This is a genomic window from Mesorhizobium sophorae, assembly GCF_002270415.1.
GTDB classification, from domain to species: Bacteria; Pseudomonadota; Alphaproteobacteria; order Rhizobiales; family Rhizobiaceae; genus Mesorhizobium; species Mesorhizobium sophorae.
In genome coordinates this window covers 279,575-305,009 of record NZ_NNRI01000001.1, presented here as the reverse complement: position 1 = coordinate 305,009, position 25,435 = coordinate 279,575, and the positions used below count along the sequence as shown (strand labels likewise).

Here is a 25,435-nt window from a genome sequence, read left to right as displayed (position 1 = left end):
TCAGCTCTGCTTCAGGCGGTCGGTGCGGTCCTGGCCGGCACGCGATCCAGAATGAAATCGACCAGCGTCGGTTCGCCGTCGACCACATCCAGTTCCTTGTATCTCGTCTGCTTGAGCCCCCGGCACAGCGCGCCGTTGAACTCCATGTTGATGCGCACACCGCGCAGCTCGGCGAGATGAGCACCGAGTGCGCCAGGCGGTATGGGCTGCCCTTCCCAGGTCACGAAGACGGGATCGTCCGCCCGGCGATCGGGAAACCGCTCGAGCAGGGCCGCCCTGTATCTCGGCTTCTGCTTGATCGCCTCGCCCGGCTCGAACCGCGCGACGTCGTATGCCGGCAGGTCCATGCCGAGGATTTCCAGATCAGTCAGGCCGTGCAGCCGCAGGCCGCGCAAAACCGCCTCCTGGCGTCGCTTGAAGGCCTTCATCCTGAAGGTCTCGCGCAAGGCGCCGAGATCCTGGTCCTCGGCAAGCACGGCAAAGATGTCGCCGAATGTCTTGCCGGCTTCCATGCCGCGATTGACCTCCTCCGCGAACATGTGGTCGTGCAGCTTGACGCGATAGGAAGGCGCCCAGGAGAGCTGGTCGAGCGCCTTGCGGACGCCGTCCAGCATCAGGAACGCGAAGTTGGGCGAACACCAGTAGGTCGGCAGGCGGAAGTCGACCTCGGCGCTGCCGTCGCCCATCACCTCTGCCCGCTCGACGAAGCCCATCTCGGTGATGGCTTCGTCGAGTTCCGGGTCGTTGACCTCATCAAGGCGCCGCCAGAGTTCCTTCTCGCGGCTGCCGGAAACGCTGGCGGTTGCCATGGCCCCTACTCCGCAGCGATGCTGAAGGGCGTGCTGGCCAGCGCCTTCTTCTTGGCTTCGACGTCGATGTTGTAAAGACGCGCGGCGTTGAGGCCGAGGATCTTCTCCTTGATCTCGTCGGTCAGCTGCACACCCCGTTCGGCGGCGATGTCCTGCGGGATCTGATAGGCCCAGAATTTGTCGACCAGCCAGCGCGGCGTCCAGATCGCGTAGTCGGAACCGAACAGGATCTTCTCTGGCCCGAGCCAGAACAAGAGCTCGGCAATGACCTCGCCGAAATAGCGCGGGCGCGCATGGATGAACGGCAACGCAACCGCCAAGCCGCCATAGACGTTGGTCTCCTGCGTCGCGATCCAGCAGAAATCGTCGAGGCGCGGCAGGCCGCAGTGCTCGACAATCCAGTTGAGGTTCTGGAAATCCGTCGCCGCATGGTCGACGTCATGGACGTCGAAGGCGTCCTTCGAGAGCGGGATGATCGTCGGGCCCTTGTGGACGTGGATGTTCCTGATGCCGAGCTTGTCGCAGAGTTCGAAGCATTTGTAGGCATCGGGATCGGTGAGCTTCCAGCCCTTGGACGCGCCGTTCCATTCGGCCGTGTACATCTTCACGCCCTTGACGTCGTAGGTCTCCTTGAGGAAGTGGATGTACTCAAGCGCCTTCTCGCCGTCGCGCGGATCGAAGGCGCCGTTGACGATGAAACGCTCGGGATAGCGCTTGGCCACCTCGGCGTTGCGCTCGATCGTGTTGAAGCCGTTCTTGTAGAAGTCCTTGAGATAGGTCGACTGGACGATCGCCACATCGTCGGGACCGTCGATGAACAGGTCGCGATAGAGATCGTCGGCGCTGTACTTCTCGAACTTGCTCTTCTCCCACAGCTGGTCCTTCGGGCTCAAGCCTGTGTGATAGGCATAGAAACACTCGATGAACTGCTTGCCGTGGATATTCTTCTGGTTCTCCGGGCTGCCGTCCCAGAAATGAGTGTGGCCGTCGACCACGAAAATGTCCTTGCCTTCCGGTGTCCTGTACATTGTTGCCTCCGCAGCAATCGCGTTGATCGGTTCGGCGCGCCGCTCCGGCGGCGCGCCGGATTTTCGTGGCGGCTATTCGATGTATTCGAACATCTCGTCCATGTTGCCGAACAGGATCACGGTGTTGTCGTCGACGCGAACCATGCGGCCGTAGTGGGTGGAGGTGTTGACCTCGAAGGTCTCGGCCGAAATCTCGCGGCCGAGATATTCGCCGATCGCGTCCATCTTGAAGATCAGCTTGCCGTCGCCGTCGATGCGGATCAGCGCCGGTTGGTAGGTGATGGTTACCCCCGGCTTCTGGCCCATGAATTCGGCGATGGCGCGAGCCTCGACCGAGTCGTTCATGGTGACGCCGCACTGATGCGAAATCGTCTGCTCGAAGGTAATGTCCTTCATCGACTTGAAGATGTTGGAATGGGTTGCGTCGCGTGCTGCTAGTGACATGACAAGTTCTCCTGTTTCAGCGCTTGAGGCCGAGTTCGCCGAGGATCTGGCCAATCCGCTCCTCGGATTTGGCGCGGACATCCGCGAACGCAACCGGCTTGGAATGCGGCATCGACCAGATCGGCTGCAGGCCGGTGGCTGCCTTGTCGGCGAGCGCGCCGTGTTTCTTGACCCAGCCCTGGAAGAGTTTCTTGTTCGCCGCGCCATGCTTCTCGTCGTTGGCGAGCATGTGGATGAGGTCGATTGTGTTGGCGAGGTTGCGCTCGTAGTCGGCCTCGGCCGCCGAAATCACCGCCGGCGTGATGAAGTCGTGGTTGGCGGCGGCGATCTGCATCAGGAAGCCGGAGCGGAACACTTCGCCCACCAGCGGCTCGAAGACGATGTTGATGGCGAAATACTGTTCGAGATAGTCGGTCGCGCCCATGATGGTCTCGACCGCTTCGCGCGTGCCTTGCCAGTTCTTGTCCTCGAGCCAGGCCTTCTTGCCGAGTTCGTCGTCCCAGCCGGGAAGGTCCATGCCGATCTCGGCAAGGTAGAGCGTGATGTCCTGGGCAAGCCTGAGCTTGTAGGACGAGTTGGTCAGCGTCGCGTTGTTGATCATCTGGGTGTAGCCGTAGCGCTGCGCCTGCATCAGCGAGGTGCCGAGCCCGAATTCGGCGTGCTTCCAGGCGCCGAGTTGCGTCTGCAGGATCTTGACCCAGGCCTTGTCGAAGGTCTTCGGGGCGCCCGATTTGCGGGCATTGTTGATGACGCTCTGCACCATCGTCTCGATCTTCGACTGACGCTGATAATGCGTGCGCTCCCATTCCTGGTCGGGGGCGCGGAAGGCATGCCAGTTGGAACTCTGCGCGGCAGTGTTCTGCTTGACATAGGCGCCCTTGCCGTCGGCGAAGGAGATGATCCAGTCCTGGATCAGGTAGCGCTCCGGATCGGGCTGAACGTCGACCGTCATGTCCTCGTAGTGGGTGGCGCGCTGGCCTTTCGGGTCGAAATACCGGTATTTCCGGCTATCTGAATCGGCGAAGATCGCCGCGCCGGCGGCTCCGGATCCGACTGAACTCGAGGTTGCAGGCATAGTCTCTCTCCCTTGTTGCAGTTGTGGTTGGCTTGGCACGGCCGCCCTCAATGGGCCGGCGTTGCACCTGCCGATGTGGTGAACTTGTCGAAGAAGATCCGCTCCGTTTCGAACCCGTTCATGAACAGGACCGGCTGCAGCGCATCGATCATCGGCGGCGGGCCACAGGCATGGACATCGCCCTGCCCGTCGACCGCCAGTTGCTTGAGCTTGGCGTCGACGCTCTGGTGCACGAAGCCGCGTTCGCCCTGCCATTCGGCGTCGTCGTTCGCGTGCGAAAGCACGGGAATGAAGGTGACGTCGGAATGATTGCCGACCAGCTCGGCGATCCTGTCGAGATAGAACAGGTCGTTGCGGGTGCGGGCGCCGTAGAAGAAATAGACCGGACGTTTCTCGCCGCTCTTCAGGTGGTCGTTGAGGATCGACCAGATCGGCGACATGCCCGATCCTGCGCCGACCAGGATCAGGGGTCCTTGCCGTTCGTCGCGGCGGAAACAGGTTCCGTAGGGTCCGACGACGGTGACTTCGGCTCCGGCCCTGATGCCTCCGGAATCGAGTTCTCCCGAAAACTTTCCCTCAGGGTATTTTTTGATGATGAAGGAGAGTTTTTGGGTTTGGTCCGGCGTATTTGCCATGGAGAACGAGCGCGTAATCGTCTCCCCTTTTTGCGTGGTAACCGTGATGTCGACATATTGCCCCGCCCAAAACTTCATCGGGGAGCCGAGTTCGATTTCGATGCCGCGAATGTCGTGGGTCAGCTGCTCGATGCGAGCAATCCGGCCCTTGTACGTTTTCACGGCGATCGCTTTCGCCAGAATCTCCTCGTCGTAGTTGAGAAGCTCGACTTCCAGGTCGGAGTAGGCGATGCAGCGGCACAACAGGACGTGCCCGCTCTCCTTCTCCATGTCGTTCAGTGCGAAGGTCGAGTATTTCAGCATGTCGACCTCGCCTTCGAGCAACACGCTTTTGCAGGCCGAGCATTGCCCTTCCTTGCAGCCGTGCGGCAGGGCGATGCCCTGGCGGAATGCGGCGTTGAGCACCGTTTCGCCATTCTCGACCTCGAATTCGACGTCGACTGGGCTGAGCCTGACCGTGTGGGTTTCCGACATACGGACCTCCAGTGAAAGGTAGGGGCGGGACGAACCCGCCCCCCTTTGGCCTGATCAGTTGCAGGGATTGATCGTGAAGCCGGCCCGGTATTCCGCCAGGTGCTTCTCACGGTCAGCGGGCGACATGGCACGCAGCGCGTTGAGCGGCGATCCGAGCGTGTTGCCGCGCACATCGTCGAGCGTCCACATCTCCTTGTCGTCGAAACGCAGATGCGGCTGCGGAACCAACGTCTTGCCGTCGGAGCGGACGAAGTTCAGGTCCTTGATGGCATCGGCCAGATCCCAGCCGTCATAGAGCGTCTCCCACTCGCGCTTGCCGCTGAAGCGGCCCATCGCAGGCGTCGGACGGCCCTCATACTCGTCGGCGAAGGCGACCGTGGCGGTCCAGCGATCGAGTTCGTGGGCGAAGGTGTAGAGTTCGCCATTGATCTCGCCGACCACCATGTCCTCGCGGATCAGGCAGGGAACCAGGCAGGACCAGCAGCGGTGCGGATAGACGTAGCCGACGTCGCTGTTGAACAGCAGCACCTTCTCGCCCTTGTGGCTGAGCTTGGCGTACCATTTCCAGAAGTCGCCGAACTCGGCGTACCAGCCCGGATATTTGTGCTCGAACCACTCGAAGTCCTTGTCGGTCTGGGCTTCGATGCGCCAGAAATTGACCGGCCAGCCGACCGCGAAGAACTGCCCGACCTTGTGGACATAGTTCTTCTTGGTGATGCGTTCCCAGGCCGCCTGGACGTCGTCGTGATGGACCTTGATGCCGTATTTCTCGAGCGGCAGCATGTAGGTGCGGTAGTAGTCCTCATAGATCCAGCGGTGCCACATTTCCGCGTAAGACTCCTTGTTCTTGTCGCGGTTGGTGGTGCCGTATTCGATGAAGGTGCCGATGGCGGCATCGACGATCGCGTGGTTCTGCCAAAAGGCGTAGCGCAGGTCGCGCTCGAGCAGCAGGTGGTTTTCCGGTTCCTTGAGCGCCGCCATCAGCAGCGAATGGCCGTTGCCGATATGCCGGCTCTCGTCCGATTGCACCGACAGGAAGACGGTCGGCAGCGCATAGTCACCGTTGCGGGCGGCTTCCGAAGGCATGGCAACGAACAGCGTGTTGGTGAAGGCGGTTTCGGCCACCACGGTCAGGTACATGCAGGCGGCGGTCATCGTGTCGCCGGTGATGAAGCCTTCGGCGAACTGGCGGCCGATGGTGGTGGCGTAGCACTTTCCGAAAGCTTCTTCGGTGATGTCGAAGCCGGCCGGATCGATGTAGTTCTCCATGTACCATTTCTTCAGGTTCATCTGGATCGTCGAGTGACGGAACTCGTCGATCATCTGCATGGTGAAGCCGGTTCGGAGTTCCTCGCCGGGTGCGATACGGGCGACCATCGCCATCGAGCGGGCGGCGGAGATTTCCGGGAACGGAATGATGGCCAGGAAGAGCTTCATCCACTCGACCCAGCGCGGTTCGACGTTGCGGAACATGTCGCCGCGCAATGCCGCATCGAGCGCGCCATAGACGCGGTTGTCCTTCTCTTCCTGCATCGGGAAGTAGGACCGCAGGACCTGCTTCATCGGATCGCGCGGCGTCTTGTTGATCTTGTAGTCGGTCGGAAATGTCATCGCTTCCTGCACGTAGGAAGGATTCCAGCCGAGATCGGCAATCTTCTTGGTCGCCTCGCCGACGGAAATTCCGCGTTGCGAGGTAATCTTGTTGAGCGTCAGAGACGTCATGGTCATAAGCCTCCACCAGGTTTGGGCCGTGGGTCCCTTGACCCCGGCATGAAGCGGCACAAAGCACCGCCAGTGAGAGTGCGAACGGCATGGCAAAGGGTTGCGCATTCAGGCGCGACTCATGGTCCGGCCATTCAAGTGGATCGCGGCAAAGGTTTCGAGGCGTTTTGGCAGAGACCCGCGACGCCAACCGCATTTGCGATGGGCGTATCGAAACGCTGCTTCCTCCGTTCCTTCGTTCTTTTGGCACCGCGCCAAGCGCGATGGGCTTCTTGTGAAAATAATCAAAGCAAGCGTCGTGCCAGTTTGAAAACGAGGTCGGCGGCCAGCGCCTAAAACAAGATCGCCATCTTTTCGGCGTATGAGCGGACAGCAAACTGTAACGTTATTTTACAGATGTAACTTACGACTGTAATATTAATCATATATTCGCAACTGCAATATATCTAGTTAGCAGCTGCAACAAATACCAAAAAGCTCAGGTCACTATTTAATTCTTCGTCCTTCTCTACTATTTGATGCCAACGGCCCATGTGCGGGCCTGGCGCTGGAGAGAGACCATGCCGAACGATAAGGACAGGAGCGGGCCGCCTCGACCGATGTCCAGCCATGCCGACGGCGTCACCGGCGATCTTGTCAAGCTGATGCCCCGCGATCTGGTCTTTGTCATGCGCTTCATGGGCGAGAGCCAGCACCGCCTGCAAAGCCATTTCCAAGACTTCATCCGGGCCGAGCTTGCCGCCGGCGGCGTCACCACGGAGACGCATCCGATGATCCATCTGTTCATCGAAAACCATGCGATCCTGCTGCGCGACTTCGTGTTTTCCGGCGTTTCGCTGACACGCCAGTTCCGCGTCGACGAGATCGAGCGGCTGACCGGCGACACGACATCGATGATCCGCGTCGATATCTGGGACCAGCTCAAGAGTCACATCGAGACGGCCGAAAAACAGTTCCATTCGCAGGCCGGCACGTTGCCGAAATTGCTGTCGGCTTTCGAAAAGCCACCCGGGCCTTTGGGGAGCGAGAAATGACCGGCGGACCCGATATTGCCAGGCGTGACGCGCTGCTTGCCCGCCGGCTTGATCTCGTCGCCGGCGTCTCCGCCCTCACCGCCGAAGCGATGCGGCTCAATCAGAAACGCGCCGGCATCGAAATGGACGTACTGCGCCTGGAGCTGGAAATCGGCAGAAGCGGCGCCAACGCGCAACTGGTGCAGGATTTGCATGAGGCAGAGCGAAGTGCTGCGGCGATCATGCAGGCATGCACGGCTTGCGAGGACCGCATCGTCGCGGCCGAAGGCGACATCGAGGACGTTGATCGCCGGCTTGCCGCAACAGCGAACGAGAACTGACGGGAGAGATGGCATGAACCAGCAGACGATGCAGAACCTGACCTTGTTCGACCTTCTGGCCCGCAGCTGGCAGCGGCCGTCGGCGATCGCCGATCTGTGCTTCAGTGCCGACGGTTCGGCTGTCGCCTTTACCTCCGTCGACGGAACCGTCGCCATCGCCGCGGTCGCGGATCACGAGCCGCCGGAGTCGCGGATCAGGGTGAGCAACGATCTCGGCCAGACGACGATCCGCCCCAGGGAAAAGCCACCAGTGCCATTGATCGCCACGGCGGCATTCGGAGATGGCGACGTGCCGCTCTGCGCCCATGCGCATTCAAGCTTTCTGGTCGGCGCGGCCAGCGGCGAAGCGTTGCATCTGACCGCCGGTTGTGAAGTCGCGGACCCCTTCGTCAAGGTTGATGGGCCGATCTTGGCCATGGATTACAGCGCCCGGGCGACGCTGACAGCCGTCAGCAATGGAAAAGATGTCTTCCTGTCGAGTGGCCAAGGCGATGCGGTGAAGCTGAATCGTGTCACGACATCGTCAATCGACGCCCTTGCGTTCTCACCTGGCGGGAGACGCCTCGCGTGCGGCCTCGATGAGGGGCTGTCGATCTGGTCGGTCGAAGGCGACGCTGCCTTGATGCGAGACGTTTCTCTTTCATCGCGCCCGGTATCGATCCGCTGGAGCGGCGACGGGCGTTGGTTGGCCTGCGGGCTGGAGACCGGCGGCTTTGCGCTGATCAGCCTGGCCGATGGCCGAGCCGATATCGTCGCGGGATTTCCATCGCCCGTTCGGACGGTGTGCTGGAGCGCGCCGGCAAATGCGCTGTTTGCCTCGGGCGCGTTCCGGATCGCCGGCTGGTCGATGACCGCCCCACCATTTGGCGGCGAAACCTCGGGCGCATTGGAGACGGGTCGCGCCGGGCTGGTTCTGGTCGAAGCGGTGGCGGCGCACCCCGAGAAGAAGCTGATTGCCGCGGGTTACGCCAACGGCCGTATCATCGTCGCCCAGATCGGGTCACGCGACGAGCTTCTCGTCAGGCCCCTGGGCAGCGCTGTCACCGCTCTCGCCTGGTCCGGCGACGGGCGACACCTGGCGATGGGCACCGTCGACGGCACCGCCGCGATCGTCACCTTTCCCGCGCAGATGTTCAAATAGCGGACACAGTCCACATGAAACAGGAGGATGACATGCAGGCCGAACTCACCGCAGAGGACGAGAGCAAGGACGAATTTTTCGAACGGCTGGCCAAGCTGTCGGAAGAGATGGTCGCCAGGCATGGCAAGGATTTCAGTATGGGCGCGTTGGTGTTGGCCGCCCGCTGGATCGCCGAAAACCGGGTCGGCAAGCTGAAGACCAACTAGGCTGGCGGGACCGTCCGTTCCTCAGCCGACGAGGCGATCCCGTGGAGCGGAGCCGCCGCCGTTGCTACGTCATGATTGCAGCGTGCCAGACGGCGAGACCGTTCATGCTGCCTCTGCCGCTGTCTGATGCCAGGCGGTTCGCTCAAACGCAGTCAACGTACGTCGAGCATGGACCTTCGTGGCGCAAACCACGGCAAGTGCGATGAAGAAGAGGATGCCCGGATCGGCGCTGCCACCCGACAGTGAGCTGGCAATTATGCCGGCGAGGGAAGCATTCCTGACGCTCGTCACGACCGCTTCGGTTTCCGGGTCCACCCATTCCCGCATCCGTCCCAATCCGCCGACCAGGACGCCGAGCAGGATCGCCATCATCAGCGATCCGAACAGGCCAAGTTGGGAAAGGACTGCGATCGGCCAGCTCGATGCCCTGGAACTGCCGAAACCGACACCAAGGCCGCTGGTGTCCAGGAAGGACTGCAGGCTCTTCATGTTCCAATAGGTGCGCTCATGGCCTGAGGCAGAATCCGCTTTGTTGATGATGGTGCTGTTGATCAGCCTGACGAAAGGCTCCAAGGCTCCGGCATGGTAGAGGCTGATGCCCATGATGGCGACCACGCCAATCGCCATCAGAGCGGTTACCATTATGTCCTCGCGTTCAACCCGCCCCCTGAGGACTGAAACCAACATCGAGAAGGCGACCGGAAGGCACAGGAGAGTAAGACCGACGTAAGCGGTCGATGAAGTCGACAGAATGGTCAGGAAGAGCAGGATGCCCGCCAGCCACTGGGCAAGGCGTGACTTGGTCTTTCGCCAGTAGGTGTAGCAGAATGCCAGGCAGGCGAGGGAAACGCTGGCGAACGAAGAGGCCTCCGCAAAAGGTCCCGTGATCCGTACGAATCCTTGCTCGACCGCTTCCGTTATGAGTGCGTAATTGGCGGTTCTGATCGGGGCCAGCAAGTCTCCCAATCCTGCATTCTTGCCGATAAAATCGACCAGCCCCATGCCCGTGTGCAGACCGCACCACAAGAAGAAGCCGCGGCGGACTTGGTCGATCCTTTGGGAGTGGAGCAGCAGCACACAAAGCGCGATGGCGGTGAGCCCGCCAAGAATGAAGTAGCCCGTCTGTGAGGTGTTGGCCGAAACCGGGGCCAAGGACGCTTCTACGACAGCGCCTCGGGTTTTCGACTGCACGAAGACGGCGGTCTGTCCCGCGAAGAATCTTGGAAACAGCCATGCCCCGATGATTGCGTAAGCCATGAGGCTTGTGAGAACCCAGACCGGGCGGATGCTCCCGAACACACTTCCAAGATCGAACCAGATGCGACGCCTGACTGTGACGGCCATGACGAGCAGGGCCGCAAACATGGTGTAGATCAGTGGGGACGACCCTCCTAGAAAGGTAAGCGTCACGATGGCGGTCGCACCGAACGCCTGGGACGCGATCAGCCCGATGATCAGCATTCCCCTGGAATAGCGGGCAACGGCCAAAATCGCCGCGCACACCAGCAGCCCGACCAAAGAGACCTGCATTGTTGATCGAGCCTCCCGCTTGGTTTGGCCCTAGACTCTGCGGACGCAGGAAGCCGTCCGACCGCCCATCTTTCGGCAGATGGATATCGCGGGCAAGAGAGCCAAAGGACGTAGCCTGACATCCGCATCCGCAGGACGTGCAGGTGCTCCTCCCCGCGGTGGGTGCAGAAGCGTGATCGTCCGCCCGGCGTACGCTTAAAGGTTGAATAGCTGAATGTCCCGGTCACGGCTGCTGCGTTGTAAAATTCACGGCGGCAGATCGGAGGATATGAAAAGAGTGCCTTTTCGTTTTCGAGCGAGGGGTGACCAGCAGGTCGGTGGGCTTCTTTGTTTCGCGATGGCAGTCCGGCCTACGCCTCCTGCAAACGGCTAACCCTCGGTCCGCGAACGCCTACTAAAGAACGCCTCGACCAAAGAAAATAGTAATCTTACAGTACGGTTGCAGGCTTGTTTTTGCTTTCAGTTGCAAAATCCTGTGTTAATGATGAAATTGTGGGAGCGCTGGGCAAAGGGCGGGTTGTTTGAGTTCCAGCACCAGGAGGAGAAGCGGTATGACCACTCAGGTTGTACAGAGCGTATTCGGTCCCAAGCAGGTCACGAAACTCAAGGAAGTTTACGAGCGGGCGCGGGTAGTGGAGGCAAATTATCCCGAGTCCCACATTGCCAGCAAAGCCGCCAAAAGGCTTATAGAGGCCTTCGAAACCGTGATCCACGTTGACGGGACGGTTCTGGATGTGAAGTGGCTCAGCGAGGCCAATCCCCAGGGAAACGCCTGAGACCAGGCCTCGTCTTGGGGTCTGTGAAGCTATATAGTGAAGGACTTCATTTCTCCCATGTCAGCCTGCCCGCAGGCGGATTCTGCCTGCCGTTCCAAATCAACCTCTTGGGACCTGGCTTGACGGCGGGTTCGCCGCGCGGAGTTGCGCACTGGGAATGGCCGGGCCGTCCCATCCAAGGTCTCGCAGCGCTCGGGACCCACTGTGTACGTTTCATACACAGACTTAAAAATTTTACCGAAAATTAACCTAAGTTAGAGACTGCTTATGGATAGCCCATAGACTGCCCAAGCTGCTGTACATGTCGGCAGCCAAGAACTGCTCAAGGCTCCAGGTTGGGGTAACGGCCTGAAGCTTTAAAATGGGTTGGGTATCAAACTTTCAATTCAAGAGATGAGGGGCTTTGTTGGGCGCCGCTAAGCGGCTTTCGTTGGGGAAAGGGTGGGTATAAGTATGGGTTCCACAGTAGGACTGCATAACTACACTTCGACAAATCAATCGGGTGTTCCGTCTGGCGGAATAGAAAATGTCCACGAGCAGGTAGGCAAGCAATACCTTCTCATGCTGGACGGAAGGGCACTAGACCGCGAGTGTCTTGCATCGGCCCTCGAGGATCACGAACTCGGCATGGCGGTCGTCGCCATGGGCTCGATCGAAGAATGGCGCATGAAGAAGGGGGCAGCCCCTCCACTTGCAGCTATCCTCTTCAACCTTGGCGGCCGGAAGGTCACCGATCATGGCATCGCCGACGAGATCAGGCATATTTCGTCCGAGTTCAAGTCGGTCCCCGTGGTCATCCTGGCTGACACCGAAGACCTTGGACAGATACTGACGGCTCTCGAATGCGGCGCACGCGGCTACATTCCGACCTCGGTCGGGATCGACGTCTGTGTCGAGGCGATCAACCTTGCGGCAGCGGGAGGCATCTTCGTCCCGGCGAGCAGTGTCCTTTCCATGCGGCACCTTATAGGTACAGGTAGCCGCGACACGCAGCCTTTGACGGGCATGTTCACGCTGAGGCAGGCAGAGGTCGCCCAGGCGCTTCGGCGCGGCAAGGCGAACAAGATCATCGCCTACGAGCTGAACCTGCGCGAAAGCACCGTGAAGGTCCACATCCGAAACATCATGAAGAAATTGAAGGCCAGCAACCGCACGGAAGTGGCCTACAAGGTCAATGATCTCTTCGCAGAGGGAGCTCTGGCCGAAGAGTGATTGCAAACTAATAAGACGACCCGCCTTGGGTGAACCTTGGCGGGTCGTATTTGTACCGCACTACAGATTCATTCAATGACGGCCGATGGATTTCCGTAGCCTTGAATGGCGTCGGGAGCCGTGTGATCGGTCGCGCTCCAACGCGGATCGTTGCCCCTAACTCCCGACAGTGTGCCGCAGGTGGACATTTGCGGAGTGCTCCGAAACGCCTGGATCCCTAGCGATGATCTGGTTCCGTAGCACCCTGAAAAACTGTTCCATTTGCTCGGTATCAGTCGGTGCCCGCGTTGTGTATCCACCATAAGTGCTAACCGCTGACCTTATGGAGAACGCGAAATCCTGAGCCCAGCATGTAGACTTGCTGCCGGAATGGAGTGGTCGGCATGTCTGAGCAAAGCCTTCGTTTTCGCAAATCCGTCCGCCTGCAGGAACGCGGTCGTGAACTGATCCCGGGCGGTAGCCACACCTACGCAAAAGGCGAAGATCAGTATCCCGTCCTCGCGCCGGGCTTCATCGAGCGTGGTTTGGGATGCCATGTCTGGGACGTCGACGGGAACGAGTACATCGAATACGGCATGGGCAACCGTTCCGTCGGGCTGGGACACGCCTACCCGACCGTGGTCAGAGCCGTGGAGACAGCCCTCCAAGGTGGATCCAATTTCACGCGGCCGGCCAGGATCGAGGTCGACTGCGCCGAGACGTTCCTGGAGCTCATCGGCGCGCAGATGGTGAAGTTCTGCAAGGACGGATCGGATGCGACTTCGGGAGCCGTTCGCCTTGCCCGCGCCTACACGGGTCGCGATCTCGTTGCCTGCTGCGCCGACCATCCCTTCTTTTCGACAGACGATTGGTTCATCGGGACCACACCGATGAATGCCGGAATTCCGGAGGCGGTCCGAAAGCTCACAGTCACTTTCCGGTACAACGACATTGCCAGCGTAAGGGATTTGTTCGACAGGCACCCCGGCAAGCTGGCCGCCCTGATCCTCGAGCCTTCCCGCGGCGACGATCCGGTGGACGGATTCCTGCATGAAGTCCAGCGTCTCTGCAGGGAAAAGGGCGCACTGCTCATTCTCGACGAGATGATCACTGGGTTCAGATGGCATGCGTCCGGGGCACAGAAGCTCTATGGCATAGAACCGGACTTGTCGACATTCGGCAAGGCGCTTGGCAATGGGTTTTCGGTCTCGGCCCTGGCCGGCAAACGCGAATACATGCGGCTCGGCGGCCTCGAGCATACGGACCGCCCAAGGGTGTTTCTGCTGTCGACCACGCATGGCGCCGAGACCCATGCGCTTGCGGCGGCGATCGCGACCATGCGGACTTACCAGAACGAGTCCGTGATCGAACACCTGCACCGTCAGGGGACGAAACTGAGGGCCGGGATCGCAGAGGCCGCCAGACGGCATGGGGTGGATGGCCACTTCAAGGTTGTCGGCCGTCCCTGCTGCCTGGCCTATGCCACGCTCGACCCTAACGGCAAGCCGTCACAGGCATACCGCTCGCTGTTCCTGCAGGAGACGATCAGGCGTGGCGTGCTCATGCCGTCTCTCGTCGTCAGCTACACCCACGACGACGCGGCCGTCATGAAGACGATAGAGGCCGTCGACGGCGCCCTGGCGGTCTATGCGCAGGCCCTGGAATCGGGAACGAGCCGTTTCTTGGTAGGCCGCCCCACGCAGGTTGTCTTCCGCCGTTATAACAATGGTGACAGCCGAGATGAAATGACGACTCCAGAGAGCACTCCAGCCGCGAACAATGCGACCATGGGGCAATCTGAAGCCCGGCTCGCGGTAACATCTTGACGCCACGAAGGCGTTGCTTTCTCGTTCTCTTGGACTAAGGACCCTTATGCGGCAATCCCGCATTGTTTCCGCATGAGGGGATGGGACAGGATCTCACTTCGGCTGCGGAAGCAGCAAGGTGCGGGCTGTCGGGGCCCTTCAGGCGAGGTCGGCACAGGACACGGGCCGAAGCCATCGCTGGCTTGCACAGGCGCCTTGCTGCCGCGGAATCCGCCGATCAATCTACTGCAGGAACAGGCTCGGGGAAGGTGTATACCCCCACCCATTTAACGGCTTCCTCGATCGTATCGAAGTTCTTGTGCAGCCCGCTCAGCAGGCCGAAGCCTGTCTCTAGGAACCACTTGCCTTTCGTGCAGTAGGCTTCCTCGTCGATCTGGGTAAGGACGGCGACCAGTTGGTCGGATTTCCACACCAGAACCCCGGATTCTCCGCCCTCGACCGTTCCGATGCGAGCTTCGCTGAAAGAGTATCCCGGCGCAATGATTGCATTGCCCATTTTGATAAAAATCCCTTCAATTTCAAAATGGAAGGCAGAAAAAGACAGAAGGTAAGCCATAGGACCGATGGCCAGCTTCTGTTGTATTTTTAACCCAGTGGTAGCGATTTAAGTAACAGATCGTCCGGTCAGTTCAACCCCCTTTTCACCCGTTTCATTCGGTCATCCACCATTCTCTTCTCGGCGAAAATATATGTGAAAAGCCGCTAAAAAATCTTGACCTTTCGAAGCGTGAACGCCTCGGCGAAATGCTCGGGTGCCCGACATTCCATCCCGCGCAACCTGGCAAGGCCGGCGAATGTTTCGCGGTCGAACCAGTCCTTGGAGCGCTGCGTCCCGAAGTGCTCGTGAAGGAGTTCGATCTTGCGTTCGAGCACGTCGGCCGTAAGCGGCACGTAGGCATTGGGTTGGCAAAGATCACCGTCCCATTTCGGAATCTCGTATTCGAGCACCAGGTGGTCGCGGAAGACGTTCCAGGTCAGTTGGTTGACCTCCCGGTGGTCCTGATGGGCGTCGAACCTGGCGTGGGTCAACACCACGTCGGGATGAACCCGCGATCTTAGATCCACCAGCCACTGCTTGATGGATCGACTATGGGTCGGAAAGTAGCTGTCTTCGAAATCGGCGACGTGGACTGTGGACGAGTGCGATCCCTGGAGAAAGGCCTCGGCCGAAGCCCTGGCTTCGGCAGACCGCTGGCCGCCGGCGCTCAGCACGCACCAATCGACATCCAGTTCGACCCCCGACGCGATCAGCCCGAGGATCGTACCTCCCGCACCGATCTCTATGTCGTCGGAATGGGCACCAAGGCAGAGGATCGAGAGTTTCTCCCCGCGACGTGCGAGGCCAAGTCCCCTCATGATGCGGCCATCACCATGCTGCGCCTGATTTTCTCTGCGGTGACCCTCCTATTCCAGGGCATGTCCCCCTTTTCGACCATGTCTTCGAGCGATTGCCAATCACGCAGCGTGTCCATCGAACGCCAGAACCCGTCGTGCTTGTACGCCATCAGCATGTTGTCATCGATCAATCGCTTGAAAGGTTCGATAACGAGTTCCTCGCCGTCACGCATGTAGTCGAAGATTTCGGGACGGAACACGAAGTAGCCGCCATTGATCCAGATCTCGGACGTCTCCGTCGTGCGGAACTCGCGCACGCGACCGTCTTCAGCGATGTCGGCCAAATGGTATGTCAGCGGCGCGCGCACGGCGAGGAAGCAGGCGATCTTGCCGCTGGCCTCGAACTTCGCGATCACATCGTCGAGGTCTACATTGGTCAGGCCATCGGAGTAGTTGGCCAGAAACATCTTCTCGTTCTTGACGTGATCCTTCGCAGCCCAGAGGCGTTCTCCGATGTTGCGCCAGATGCCCGTATCGAGCAGGGTGATGCTCCAGTCCTTGACCGTGTCGCCCAGCAGCTTCACATCCTGGCCACCGTGCGTAACCACGCAATCGGAAAAGGTCTGTGGCCGGGTGTTCAGGAAAAAATCCTTGATGACGTTGGCCTTGTAGCCCAGGCACAGCACGAATTCGTCATGCCCGTAATCGCTGTACCACTGCATGACGTGGCGCAGGATCGGCTGGTGGCCGAGCGGAATCATCGGCTTTGGTATGCTTTCGGAATAGTCGCGGATCCGGGTCCCGCGGCCGCCGCAGAAAAGGACGACTTTCATCTCCGTAACTCCGATAGATCGATCACTGTCACAAAAGGAATTGGCACGACGAATTTCGCGCCCCAGGCGGCGACGTGGTGCATCTGCTGAATGATCTCGTCCTTCAGGTTCCAGGGAAGGATCAGGATGTAGTCTGGCTTGGCCTCGTCGATCGCGTCGATGGGCTTGATCGGGATGTGCATGCCCGGCGTGAAGCGGCCGTGCTTGTAAGGATTGCGGTCCACCGTGAAGTCGAGGAAATCGGTGCCTATGGCGCAGTAGTTGAGCAGCGTGTTGCCCTTGCCAGGCGCGCCGTAACCGCAAATCGTCTTGCCCTCGTTTTTGACCGAAACCAGGAACGCCAGGAGATCGCGCTTCGCGCGCTGCGCCTTGTAGCCGAAAGAGGCGTAGGTCGTCATTTCCGTAAGCCCATGTCTTTTTTCGCGCTCGAGGAGTTCGGCGACACTGTCATCCGTGGGCCGGCTGCTGCCCTCGTTGGCGAGATAAACACGCAACGATCCGCCATGGGTGGGCAGTTCCTCGACGTCGATCAACCGCAGCCCGTGGCGGGCCGCCATCAGGTCGATCGTCAGCAGTGAGAAATATGAAAAATGCTCATGATAGATGGTGTCGAACTGGTTCTCCATCATCAGCCGCTCGATGTGCGGGAACTCGAGAGTGACCACGCCCTCCGGTTTGAGCAGGATCTTTATTCCCGCGACGAAGTCGTTGAGGTCTGGCACTTGCGCCAGGACGTTGTTGCCGATGATCAGATCGGCGCGGAGTCCCTCGGCCACCATCTGAAGTGCCAGCCGCACCCCGAAGAAGTCCACCCGGGTGGGCACGCCCTTCTCGACCGCAGCGCGCGCAACGTTGGCCGCCGGCTCGATGCCAAGCACGGGAACGCCGAGCGGCAGGAAGTGCTGCAGCAGGTAGCCGTCATTGCTTGCGAGTTCTACCGCGAAGCTGTCGGCGCCAAGCCCAAGTCGCTTCGTGATCGCTTCGCAATAGGCTTTCGAGTGGGCCACCCAACTTGTCGAGAAGGAAGAGAAGTAGGCATATTCGTTGAAAATGGTCTCGGGGCTCACATACTCCTTGAGCTGCACCAGGTAGCAGCGCTCACAGACCAGGACATTGAGTGGATAATACAGTTCCATCTGGTCAAGCTGGTCGGCCTGCAGGAAGCTCTCGCAAGGTGGCGACATGCCCAGGTCGACCAGACTGTGGCGCAGGCGCGATCCGCACAGCCTGCAGCTGACATTGCGGCGTGCCGTGTTCTGGTCGCGAGCAATTTCGACAGCCTGAATATTCATTCCGTACCCCTCTGTCGCCCTGGTTTGAAAAAACGGAGACGCGGTGGCCTGACAATGAACCTGTGCCCGCCGCGCTCCGCAGGGAGTGCATCTTTTCAACGCAGGTTAGGACGGGGCGCCCCGCGAGTTCGATTTGCCAATCCGTTGGGTGCCTTAATCCTTATAGGGAAACGGCGGGGGCAATGACTGCGCAAGGACCTCCGAACGGGGTAATGCGGTCGGCCCGGCATACCGCGATCGGAGAAGCCACCTAAGGCTTAGGTAGCTCTTCCAGCCCAGGCAGGCGGTGCCGACAATCCGACGGCGGTGCTAGCCCGGCTAACTGAGCCCGGCTACTAGGGATTTAGGCAGACATGCGGTTTACCGAAACGGAGCTGAAGGGTGTCTGGCTGATCGAGCCGACACCGGTGGTTGACGATCGCGGTTCCTTCACCCGCACATTCTGTGAAAAGGAGATGGCCGATTGCGGGCTGGCGACGCGCTTTGTCCAACACAGCCGCGCACATTCGGTCAAAAAGGGAACACTCCGGGGCCTGCATTTCCAGGACGACCCGTACGCCGAGGTGAAACTCGTCTCCTGTGTCCACGGCGCGATTTTCGATGTCGTGGTGGACCTGCGCCCGAACTCGCCGACACGCTACAACTGGCTGGGCTTCGAGCTGACGCCCCAGAACATGAGGCAGGTCTACATACCAGCCGGGTTCGCCCACGGGCTGCAGACCCTTACGGACGATGCCGAGGTCTCGTATCTCATATCGCAATTCTATACGCCCCATGCGTCGACGGGCGTCCGCTACAACGACCCTGTCTTTTCGATAGCCTGGCCTTTGATGCCGACGGCGATGTCGGAAAGGGATAAGGCGTGGCCGTTGCTCAAGCAAAGAACGGCGGCTGGAGCCTTATGACGGAGCGGCCAGCAGACCGTGATCCGACAGCATTCTGGCGGCGGCGGCCAGTTCCCTGAACGGCAGACCCGAGCGCTCCGCCATCGCGAGAAGCGAATGCTGGCCGTCGGCGAGATTGAGCACCCAAAGCAGGGACATCGAGGTTGCTCCCGAAGACGCCTGCCCGCCCAGGGCGGCGTAGAGGCCGCGCCTGCCGAGTTGTGGTTCGCCCTTGGGGCAGAGGTTCAACGGCGTCCAATCCCCTTCGACGATGTCGATCACGTCCGTCAGGATACGGAAGGAATCCTCCAGGTACTCTGGCTTGATGAAGTCGAGATTGTCCGCCGACGTGTGGTATTCGGGGAAGGTGCCGTGGACACTGCGCTGGAACATGCCGACCGGAAGATTGAAGCCCGGCGAACAATATTGCCTCTCGTCATAGCCGTAGGGGGAGAAATCCATCAACTTTGCTCCGGCTTCACGCCCCAGCACGTGAGCCATGGCGCGATCAATGACGGCATTGCCACGACGGCTGCGTTTGTATGCAGGACGTCCCGCGTCCCCCACGCATGACAGCACCAGACCGTGGTCGATGAGATGTGTCCGGCCCTCGTTGCGAGACAGCCACGTGATCGACCCGATCGTGCCCGGAGCGAACAGGAAGCGGTAGCTGTATCGTGTTTTTCTTGCCTTCATGTTTTTCGCAAGGGTTGCCAGCAGGGCGAGGCCCGAACAGTTGTCGTTGGCCAATGAGGGATGGCAGATGTGCGCCGAAAGAAGGAATTCCCGTTCGGTCTGCCCGCGATGCAGGTATTCGCCGTAAGTGAGGCTGCCGTCCTTGAGCTCGGCATCGATCTCCACCCGGTAGAGACCGTCGGGCATTTTGGCGACACGGTCGTAAGCCACGCAGAAGCCCCATGTCGGGGCGTAGTAGCTGGTGCGGTAGGGGATCACTCCCGGCTGGTCCGGCAGCGTATGGATATGCGACATCAACGCGTCGAGCGGTAGGATCCCCTTGAAGGGTACGCTGTAGTTGACGACGTGCAGGTTGGAGTCGGCAAAATCCACGATCGTTTGCCCGTCCGGGCCAATGATGCTGGCCGAGCTGACGTTCCATTCCTTTGGAACAGTCCAGTCGAACACCTGCGTGCCGGTCGGCACCTCATGCCGTTCCAGGTCGACGTGCCCCGACAGGATATCCAGCGTCTCCCGCACACCGTCCCCGGTGATGCTCCTGCAAATCGGAAACAGACGTTCCGCCAAGGCATAGATTTCCTGGCCGAGGTCGGTGGGAGACGGCGGCGCGCCGAGTCCCTCGGGGGTTAAGTGTTCCATTCCGGTTAGCTTGCCGCTGCCTCCAGCTTTCGCGAGGGTTCAGTGACCCGCATCCGGTCATCCAGAAGCCGGTTGGCCAGAAGATACCGGATGTGGCCGATACGCTGGAAGCGCGGTCCTTCGAATTCCTCGAGAGTGACATTGGACTTGCCGTAGGCCTGGTAAAGTTGCTCGGCGCCCTTGCGCGCATCCCACTGCGGCTTGAAGGCAGGAAGGGAGCGCGCGATCTTGCGGAAGTCGACGCGGTAGGACCGCTTATCGGGTCCAGCATCCGACGCGAATTCAAGCCGGCAGCCCGGCACGACTTTGGCTACAATCTCGGCTATGTCGCGGATCCTGTAATTGTGGTCCGTTTGTCCCACATTGAAGGCCTCGTTATGGACGACCTCGCGCGGCGCTTCCAGGCCGGCGATGAACGCCCTGGAAATGTCCTCGATGTGGACGATCGGCCGCCACGGTGTCCCGTCCGACTTCAGGAGGATCACACCTTTGGTGACGGCCCAGGCGACCAGATTGTTCAGCACGATATCGAAGCGGAGCCGGGGTGACACGCCGTAGGCGGTGGCGGGCCGGAAATAGGTCGGAGAGAAGCTGCTGTCGGCCAATTCCGAGATATCCCGCTCCGAAAGCACCTTGGACCAGCCGTAGGGCGTGACCGGGTTCAGCTCGCCCGTTTCATCGACCATCCCCTCGCCCGCCTGGCCGTAATTGCTACACGACGAGGCGAAGAGGAAGCGCGACACGCCGGCCTCCTTGGCCGCCTTCGCGAAACGAACGCTGCCCTTGTGGTTGATCTCGTAGGTGATGTCCGGATCGAGGTCGGACAGCGGGTCGTTGGAAAGAGCCGCCAGGTGGATGACGGCATCGACCCCTTCGAGGTCGCGCGCTTGCACGTCCCTGACGTCCTTTTGGATGGAGGGAACGGAAGCCTGCTCTCCGCCCGAAGCAAAGGTGCAGCGCCGGTAGAGATCGCTGTCGTAACCCGTCACCGAATGCCCCGCGCGGAGCAGCATAGGCACCATCACCGAGCCGATATAGCCTTGATGGCCCGTTACCATGACTTTCATCGCACACCTTTCCCCAACGGATATGATCGCGCAGAGGCTACTTGGGCTGAAAACAGTGAGGGAGAACGCCAATAGGCGATCAGGATGGCCCGTTGGACGAAGCCTTGCCGCGCGCTACCTCTTTCGGATGGTGCGCGCCTAATCCTTTTGGATCGGCATGGGCCGGATCCACACCCCAGTCGGCGAACGCCGCTGCCTCGCCTTGCTGTCTTGGCGCACACTTGGCCTTCGCTGACTGCGCGCAGCTTGTGCACGGCGTTGGCCTTGCTCCTTAGGACCCTAAGGCGTGAGTTCCAGAATCCAGTCCGGGTAGCCGCGACTGTTGAGTTCTGGCGGCTTGAAAGCTGTGCGCTCCGCCTTGAAAGGGGAACCTTCGACATCCGTCAATTCGCCGCTGGTGGGATCGCGCCAGCGGGCGTGGACAATAGTCTCCGAAAGCTGCGCGAGGTCGACGGTGACGGCCTCATTGCTGGGCATGTAGACGACGGCGTAGGAGCCGTCGTTGGCCATCGCGGCGACCGCCCTCCCCATGTCCTTGCCCATGCCATCGACAAGTAATCTGTTCTTGCTGTCGGGTTCGAGCAGCCACCATTTTATCGACGAGATGAAGGCGATGAGCACCTCCATGCTCTTTGCGCCGGGACTGTCGAGAGCCTCCTTCCACTCCATGTTCTGCCGATGGAGGCCGGGCCCGTCGAAATGCCAGATCGGGTTGTTGCCATAGAGATGCCCGAATGCGCCCGAGAGGATCGCCTGGTAAGCCTGGACGCGGATCCGGTACTCGTCGGCATCGTATTCGAATTCGTAGGCAGTCTCGATCAGGAAGAAAGGCATACCCCTGGCGAGATCGTACTCCCTGATCGCTGCCGTATAGACCGGGCCATAGGTGAAGACGTTGTTCACCTTCAGCCAGGTTTCCTGACCCCAGAAATCGAGCGGCGCCGTATCGGAATGGCCATGGAAAGTGCTGAGAGCATCGGGGTCCTCGTCCATGATGCCTTTGGCGAGAGCCCTGACCAGATCCTTGTCCGCAGGATTGTAGTCGCCGCCGTTGACCCACATGATGTTATCGAAGCGTCGGTAGCGACGTCCAACAAAATGGCCGTAGGCGGCAAGGTCCCCTGCCCCTGCAGCCGCCATTTCCTGATACCAGCCGTCACCGCCACCGCCATATCCGAGATATGCCGGAGCGAGCAGCACCAGGAAACCAAGATCGCAAGCCCTCTGCAGGATGCGATCGGCATGGGCGAAATATGCCTCGTTGGGAACAACGAAATCTTGGTTGTCGGCGAATGGTCTGTCGCCATACGCGTTTGCAGGCGCGTTGCGGGAAAATCGGTGCTCGATGAGGTTGACCAGCACGGTGTTGAACCCGCGAGCCTTGCGGTCTTCAAGGTAGAGGTAAGCGTCCTCGTCCGTCAGGTCGCCGATCAGCGACCAGGGCGAGTCTCCGTGCATGAAGAACGGATGACCTTCCCTGTCGACGGGGTAGTTCTTTCCGGATTCGATCCGCAGAGGGAACTTTGTCCCGCCAGAACGCTCACAGGCCAAGCTTCCGGTCGCCATAGCCGCCAAAAGGGCGCCGGCCATCAGAACAGATTGGAGGCGCACTGCCTTGACGCTCCTCTTGCTCACCCGGGGGGCGGCGCTGCGGACACTTCGCGGGTGGCAGCGTGTTGGGATCTGAATTCCGATGAATCGATGATGCCGAAGGCCAGGTCCTCGCGTGTCATGGTCCCCGCTCGCAGCTGCCGGGAATAGGTTTCTATCCCATAATCGTCAGCGGGACGGTTGAGAAACAGCATGTAAAGGAAACCGATGTAGGCGCGGTCCGTAAGGCCGATCGTAGCATAGCTGGTCTGGAATTCGTCCGAGCGCATGAGTTCCACGGCCATTCCACCGATCGTCCTGTCCCCGCTTTCAAGAGCAGCCGACCACTGATCCACGCTTTCGGTGTCGCCCTCATGCCCAAGCACGAGGCAGTAGGCGAGGCTCGCCTGCCTCACATATACGGACTTGTTCGCGGCCGTCGCCTCTGGGTCGCACTCCCGATGCGGCTTGGGCAGCGGCTGCGGGCCGCGGGTGAAGTCACGCACCGTCTTGTAGGCGGGCTTCGGCTCGCCGACCCTCCATTTGCCATCGGATGCAGGGGTGAGCCTCACCAGCCCCATATTGGCTTCGAAGCCGGGGGCCCAGTAGGTCTCATCGAACAGTTCGTAGATTTGCGCGGCCTCGACCTTGTACTTCTCGTTGAGCTCGCGAAGCCGCGTCATTGTCTGCTTGATACCATCGGCCTGCTGCCGCTCGCCGCGCTGACTTCCATTGGGACTGTTGAATTCGGTCACCCAGATCGGCTTGCCGTATGCCGAGATTTCGCGGAAAGCCCATTCCGGGTCGTCGCCGTACATGTGCCAGACCGAGATGTCCCAGGCGATCCCGTCGTGCTTCATCCGCGCGAATGCGCCGGTGTGGCCCCATCCGGCGGTGCCAATCGCCTTCCTGATGCTCGGATCGACCTCTGTCATGCCGTCGGACAGACCTTTGAGGACGGCGCTCACCTTAGCCCAGCGCGGGCCGTAGTAATCGAGTGCTCCGTTTCCTCCTGCAGGTCCCCATGCACATGGATATTGCGAGCCGTCGTCGCGTTTCTCGCAGGGCTTGATGATGGCGTAGTTCTCCATCTCGTTGCCAAGTTCCCAAACGCGGATATCGCTCTTGAACCTGGTGCCAAGAGCGATCGCCAGTTTCCGGGTCTTCCCGTAGAGCTCTTCCGGGCTATCCTTGTCCAGGTCGATGCCCGCGGGAGTGATCAAAGGCAGGATCTCGATCCCCCTGGTCTTTCCGGCGTCGACAAGGGCGGCAAGCGTATCTGCGTTGTCTTCGCTGGTTATGTTGACCCTGTATGATTTCAGGCCGAGATTCTTGACAAAGTCGAGCTGCAACTCAACCGGGATGCCCGGATAGGCGGTTATCGGATGGCCGTTGACGCCCCAGAGGACATCTGCGGAAGCAGGCGCAACGGTCACCAGCAGGCAGGCCGCAGCGGTTGCGAAACGAAAGGACATGGCAACAGCCTCCGCTGCCCGATTTCAAATTCAGCCCGGATTGTCCGGCATGTGATCGGGGGAAGCAATTTGCTCATACGGGTGAACAGGGTACTTGCACTACCCCTTTCGGAGACGGCTCCTTAGGCCCGCGTCGTCAATGGACAGCCGCCGGTTGGACTACCTTGGCAAACTGCCAGCCTCCAGCGGCGGCGGCCTCCGCTGAAGTATTGTGACCTTCCGTACCAGCTCCAGAATTGGCTTTTCCACATAGAGATGCGTCAGAACACCGACAACAAGGCACAAGCATATGATCATAGGAGCGAAGGAAACCTGTGATACTCCCCCAACGAATGTCGCCTTGATTAGCCAACCATACCCCAGCATGACAAAGATGTGGGTCAGGTAGATGGCATAAGATGCATCCCCAAGCAGGATCACTGCCCGGCCGGCCTTCGATCGCGGTCGCTTGGTCTTGAGGAAGGCCCCCACTATCAAAGTTGCTGGAAGGCCCCATGCGATGACCCGCAATATGGCTGTATCGCCGGGATGGCTAACGAAGATTGGAGCGACAATTATCAAGAAAAACCCGAGCGCGCCGAGCGCCGGCGGATATTCCCATTTACTTCTTGAGATAAACAATAGCGCTATGGCGATACCGAAGCAAAACTCAAGCACGATAGGACTAGAGATAAAATCAGAAAAACTCGAATCCTGAATCCAACGCCCCAACACAATTCCGCAGATCATAAGCAAAACTGTCGAGATGGACGTTTGAATAAGCTTGCCGAAAATGAGACATATCGCGAAGGCAACATAAAAATACATCTCATATGAAAGCGTCCATGCGACAAATATCAATTTGTCCCCTGGAAGCAAAAATATAGAATTAAATATTGAAAACGCGCCTATGTTTTTGTGCTTCAAAAACCCAACCAACGATATTGCCAGTATTCCGGCGCTGCAGATCCAATACAGCGGAAATATTCTTCTCGCCCGTTTGATCATGAAACGCCCAGGTGTATCCGCAGCCCGACCAGGCGGAAAGCTCACGTACACCATGATGAAACCGCTAATTACGAAGAAAAGATCTACGCCTGCCGCACCGAAGGTCGCCATCCAAACCGGGCTGAACCGCCCAGCTTCCGATCCATCGGACATGTCGAGGGTGTGGCGAATGACGACGCCCGAGGCTGCGATCGCACGGAGCATTTGCAGTCCATACAGTTCGCGATCCTGCTGGTCCATCCCATCCGGTCCTATGAGAAAGAGGGGTCACTGACCCTACGTCTAACCGGCCTTAATACAAGGCATCCCTCCGACGTGGCCCTACTACGTCCGACGAATGATCCCTGCTTGCTCGTTCGGCAAATATTCCGCCAACCGACCGCCCCGGCGACTTCAGCCGCTGGCGGGCCGGCTGAGGCGCAGACG

Annotated in this window: 24 protein-coding genes; 8 read left to right on the top strand and 16 right to left on the bottom strand. The window is 59.8% G+C overall.

Annotated elements, in window-relative coordinates; translation table 11 throughout:
- Positions 1-11 precede the first annotated feature (11 nt).
- From CGZ66_RS01270 to CGZ66_RS01245, 6 genes are all read right to left on the bottom strand, one after another.
- A complete protein-coding gene (locus CGZ66_RS01270) occupies positions 12-809 on the bottom strand; it encodes an iron-sulfur cluster assembly protein (protein ID WP_095080703.1) in 798 nt (265 codons plus the stop codon).
- Positions 810-814: 5 nt separating this feature from the next.
- Positions 815-1,837, bottom strand: coding sequence for an amidohydrolase family protein (locus CGZ66_RS01265; protein ID WP_095080701.1), 1,023 nt, complete (start codon positions 1,835-1,837; stop codon positions 815-817).
- A 72-nt stretch (positions 1,838-1,909) separates the two neighbouring features.
- Positions 1,910-2,281, bottom strand: a complete 372-nt coding sequence (locus tag CGZ66_RS01260; RefSeq protein ID WP_095080699.1) for an MmoB/DmpM family protein — start codon at positions 2,279-2,281, stop codon at positions 1,910-1,912.
- Positions 2,282-2,297: 16 nt separating this feature from the next.
- Positions 2,298-3,356, bottom strand: a complete 1,059-nt coding sequence (locus CGZ66_RS01255) for an aromatic/alkene monooxygenase hydroxylase subunit beta (RefSeq protein WP_095080697.1) — start codon at positions 3,354-3,356, stop codon at positions 2,298-2,300.
- 47 nt (positions 3,357-3,403) lie between these two features.
- Entirely contained in the window at positions 3,404-4,465 is a 1,062-nt protein-coding gene (locus CGZ66_RS01250; RefSeq protein ID WP_095080695.1) for an NADH:ubiquinone reductase (Na(+)-transporting) subunit F, read from the bottom strand.
- Between the two features lie 54 nt (positions 4,466-4,519).
- The gene (locus CGZ66_RS01245) at positions 4,520-6,193 is read right to left on the bottom strand and encodes an aromatic/alkene/methane monooxygenase hydroxylase/oxygenase subunit alpha (RefSeq protein WP_206073645.1); all 1,674 of its coding nucleotides are present in this window, start codon (positions 6,191-6,193) and stop codon (positions 4,520-4,522) included.
- A gap of 554 nt (positions 6,194-6,747) precedes the next feature.
- On the opposite strand from CGZ66_RS01245, the gene CGZ66_RS01240 reads away from it, so the two are divergent.
- Genes CGZ66_RS01240 through CGZ66_RS01225 form a run of 4 tightly spaced genes read left to right on the top strand, consistent with a single transcriptional unit; the run spans position 6,748 to position 8,888 of the window.
- Positions 6,748-7,221, top strand: a complete 474-nt coding sequence (locus CGZ66_RS01240; protein ID WP_095081070.1) for a hypothetical protein — start codon at positions 6,748-6,750, stop codon at positions 7,219-7,221.
- Complete coding sequence (locus CGZ66_RS01235) at positions 7,218-7,541, top strand: hypothetical protein (RefSeq protein WP_095080688.1); 324 nt, start codon at positions 7,218-7,220, stop codon at positions 7,539-7,541. The genes CGZ66_RS01240 and CGZ66_RS01235 overlap by 4 nt, the downstream gene beginning before the upstream one ends.
- Positions 7,542-7,554: 13 nt before the next feature.
- Positions 7,555-8,682: a WD40 repeat domain-containing protein gene (locus tag CGZ66_RS01230; protein ID WP_095080687.1), complete on the top strand. Its 1,128-nt coding sequence runs from the start codon at positions 7,555-7,557 to the stop codon at positions 8,680-8,682.
- Positions 8,683-8,696: 14 nt separating this feature from the next.
- Positions 8,697-8,888 (top strand): hypothetical protein, encoded by a 192-nt coding sequence (locus CGZ66_RS01225; protein WP_095080686.1) that lies wholly within the window; start codon positions 8,697-8,699, stop codon positions 8,886-8,888.
- A gap of 102 nt (positions 8,889-8,990) precedes the next feature.
- Here the strand turns inward: CGZ66_RS01225 and CGZ66_RS01220 are convergent, their stop codons facing one another.
- Complete coding sequence (locus CGZ66_RS01220; protein ID WP_095080685.1) at positions 8,991-10,418, bottom strand: hypothetical protein; 1,428 nt, start codon at positions 10,416-10,418, stop codon at positions 8,991-8,993.
- Between the two features lie 551 nt (positions 10,419-10,969).
- Here CGZ66_RS01220 and CGZ66_RS01215 point away from each other — a divergent pair.
- From CGZ66_RS01215 to CGZ66_RS01205, 3 genes are all read left to right on the top strand, one after another.
- The gene (locus tag CGZ66_RS01215; RefSeq protein ID WP_095080680.1) at positions 10,970-11,194 is read left to right on the top strand and encodes a hypothetical protein; all 225 of its coding nucleotides are present in this window, start codon (positions 10,970-10,972) and stop codon (positions 11,192-11,194) included.
- A gap of 453 nt (positions 11,195-11,647) precedes the next feature.
- Positions 11,648-12,406, top strand: coding sequence for a LuxR C-terminal-related transcriptional regulator (locus CGZ66_RS01210; RefSeq protein WP_095080669.1), 759 nt, complete (start codon positions 11,648-11,650; stop codon positions 12,404-12,406).
- A 383-nt stretch (positions 12,407-12,789) separates the two neighbouring features.
- A complete protein-coding gene (locus tag CGZ66_RS01205) occupies positions 12,790-14,211 on the top strand; it encodes a glutamate-1-semialdehyde 2,1-aminomutase (RefSeq protein WP_095081069.1) in 1,422 nt (473 codons plus the stop codon).
- 217 nt (positions 14,212-14,428) lie between these two features.
- Here CGZ66_RS01205 and CGZ66_RS01200 read toward each other — a convergent pair whose 3' ends face one another.
- The 4 genes from CGZ66_RS01200 to CGZ66_RS01185 all read right to left on the bottom strand — a co-directional run bounded on the left by CGZ66_RS01200 (position 14,429) and on the right by CGZ66_RS01185 (position 17,671).
- Positions 14,429-14,767: a hypothetical protein gene (locus CGZ66_RS01200; protein WP_245330958.1), complete on the bottom strand. Its 339-nt coding sequence runs from the start codon at positions 14,765-14,767 to the stop codon at positions 14,429-14,431.
- Positions 14,768-14,913: 146 nt separating this feature from the next.
- Entirely contained in the window at positions 14,914-15,567 is a 654-nt protein-coding gene (locus CGZ66_RS01195; RefSeq protein ID WP_095080666.1) for a PIG-L deacetylase family protein, read from the bottom strand.
- Complete coding sequence (locus CGZ66_RS01190) at positions 15,564-16,379, bottom strand: sugar phosphate nucleotidyltransferase (protein WP_095080663.1); 816 nt, start codon at positions 16,377-16,379, stop codon at positions 15,564-15,566. Before CGZ66_RS01190 ends, CGZ66_RS01195 begins: the two co-directional genes overlap by 4 nt.
- Positions 16,376-17,671 (bottom strand): class I SAM-dependent methyltransferase, encoded by a 1,296-nt coding sequence (locus CGZ66_RS01185; RefSeq protein WP_095080654.1) that lies wholly within the window; start codon positions 17,669-17,671, stop codon positions 16,376-16,378. The genes CGZ66_RS01190 and CGZ66_RS01185 overlap by 4 nt, the downstream gene beginning before the upstream one ends.
- A gap of 353 nt (positions 17,672-18,024) precedes the next feature.
- Between CGZ66_RS01185 and rfbC the strand changes: the two genes are divergently transcribed.
- Positions 18,025-18,576: a dTDP-4-dehydrorhamnose 3,5-epimerase gene (gene rfbC / locus CGZ66_RS01180; RefSeq protein ID WP_095080649.1), complete on the top strand. Its 552-nt coding sequence runs from the start codon at positions 18,025-18,027 to the stop codon at positions 18,574-18,576.
- Here rfbC and CGZ66_RS01175 read toward each other — a convergent pair.
- The 5 genes from CGZ66_RS01175 to CGZ66_RS01155 form a co-directional block, all read right to left on the bottom strand.
- Positions 18,571-19,890, bottom strand: coding sequence for a DUF4910 domain-containing protein (locus CGZ66_RS01175; protein WP_095080648.1), 1,320 nt, complete (start codon positions 19,888-19,890; stop codon positions 18,571-18,573). The two genes, rfbC and CGZ66_RS01175, sit on opposite strands and share 6 nt — an antisense overlap.
- 5 nt (positions 19,891-19,895) lie before the next feature.
- Complete coding sequence (locus CGZ66_RS01170; protein WP_095080646.1) at positions 19,896-20,957, bottom strand: NAD-dependent epimerase/dehydratase family protein; 1,062 nt, start codon at positions 20,955-20,957, stop codon at positions 19,896-19,898.
- A 279-nt stretch (positions 20,958-21,236) separates the two neighbouring features.
- A complete protein-coding gene (locus CGZ66_RS01165; protein ID WP_280952781.1) occupies positions 21,237-22,523 on the bottom strand; it encodes a glycoside hydrolase family 140 protein in 1,287 nt (428 codons plus the stop codon).
- A 65-nt stretch (positions 22,524-22,588) separates the two neighbouring features.
- Positions 22,589-24,022 (bottom strand): DUF4214 domain-containing protein, encoded by a 1,434-nt coding sequence (locus CGZ66_RS01160; RefSeq protein ID WP_095080643.1) that lies wholly within the window; start codon positions 24,020-24,022, stop codon positions 22,589-22,591.
- Positions 24,023-24,181: 159 nt separating this feature from the next.
- Complete coding sequence (locus CGZ66_RS01155) at positions 24,182-25,249, bottom strand: acyltransferase family protein (RefSeq protein WP_095080642.1); 1,068 nt, start codon at positions 25,247-25,249, stop codon at positions 24,182-24,184.
- Positions 25,250-25,435 lie beyond the last annotated feature (186 nt).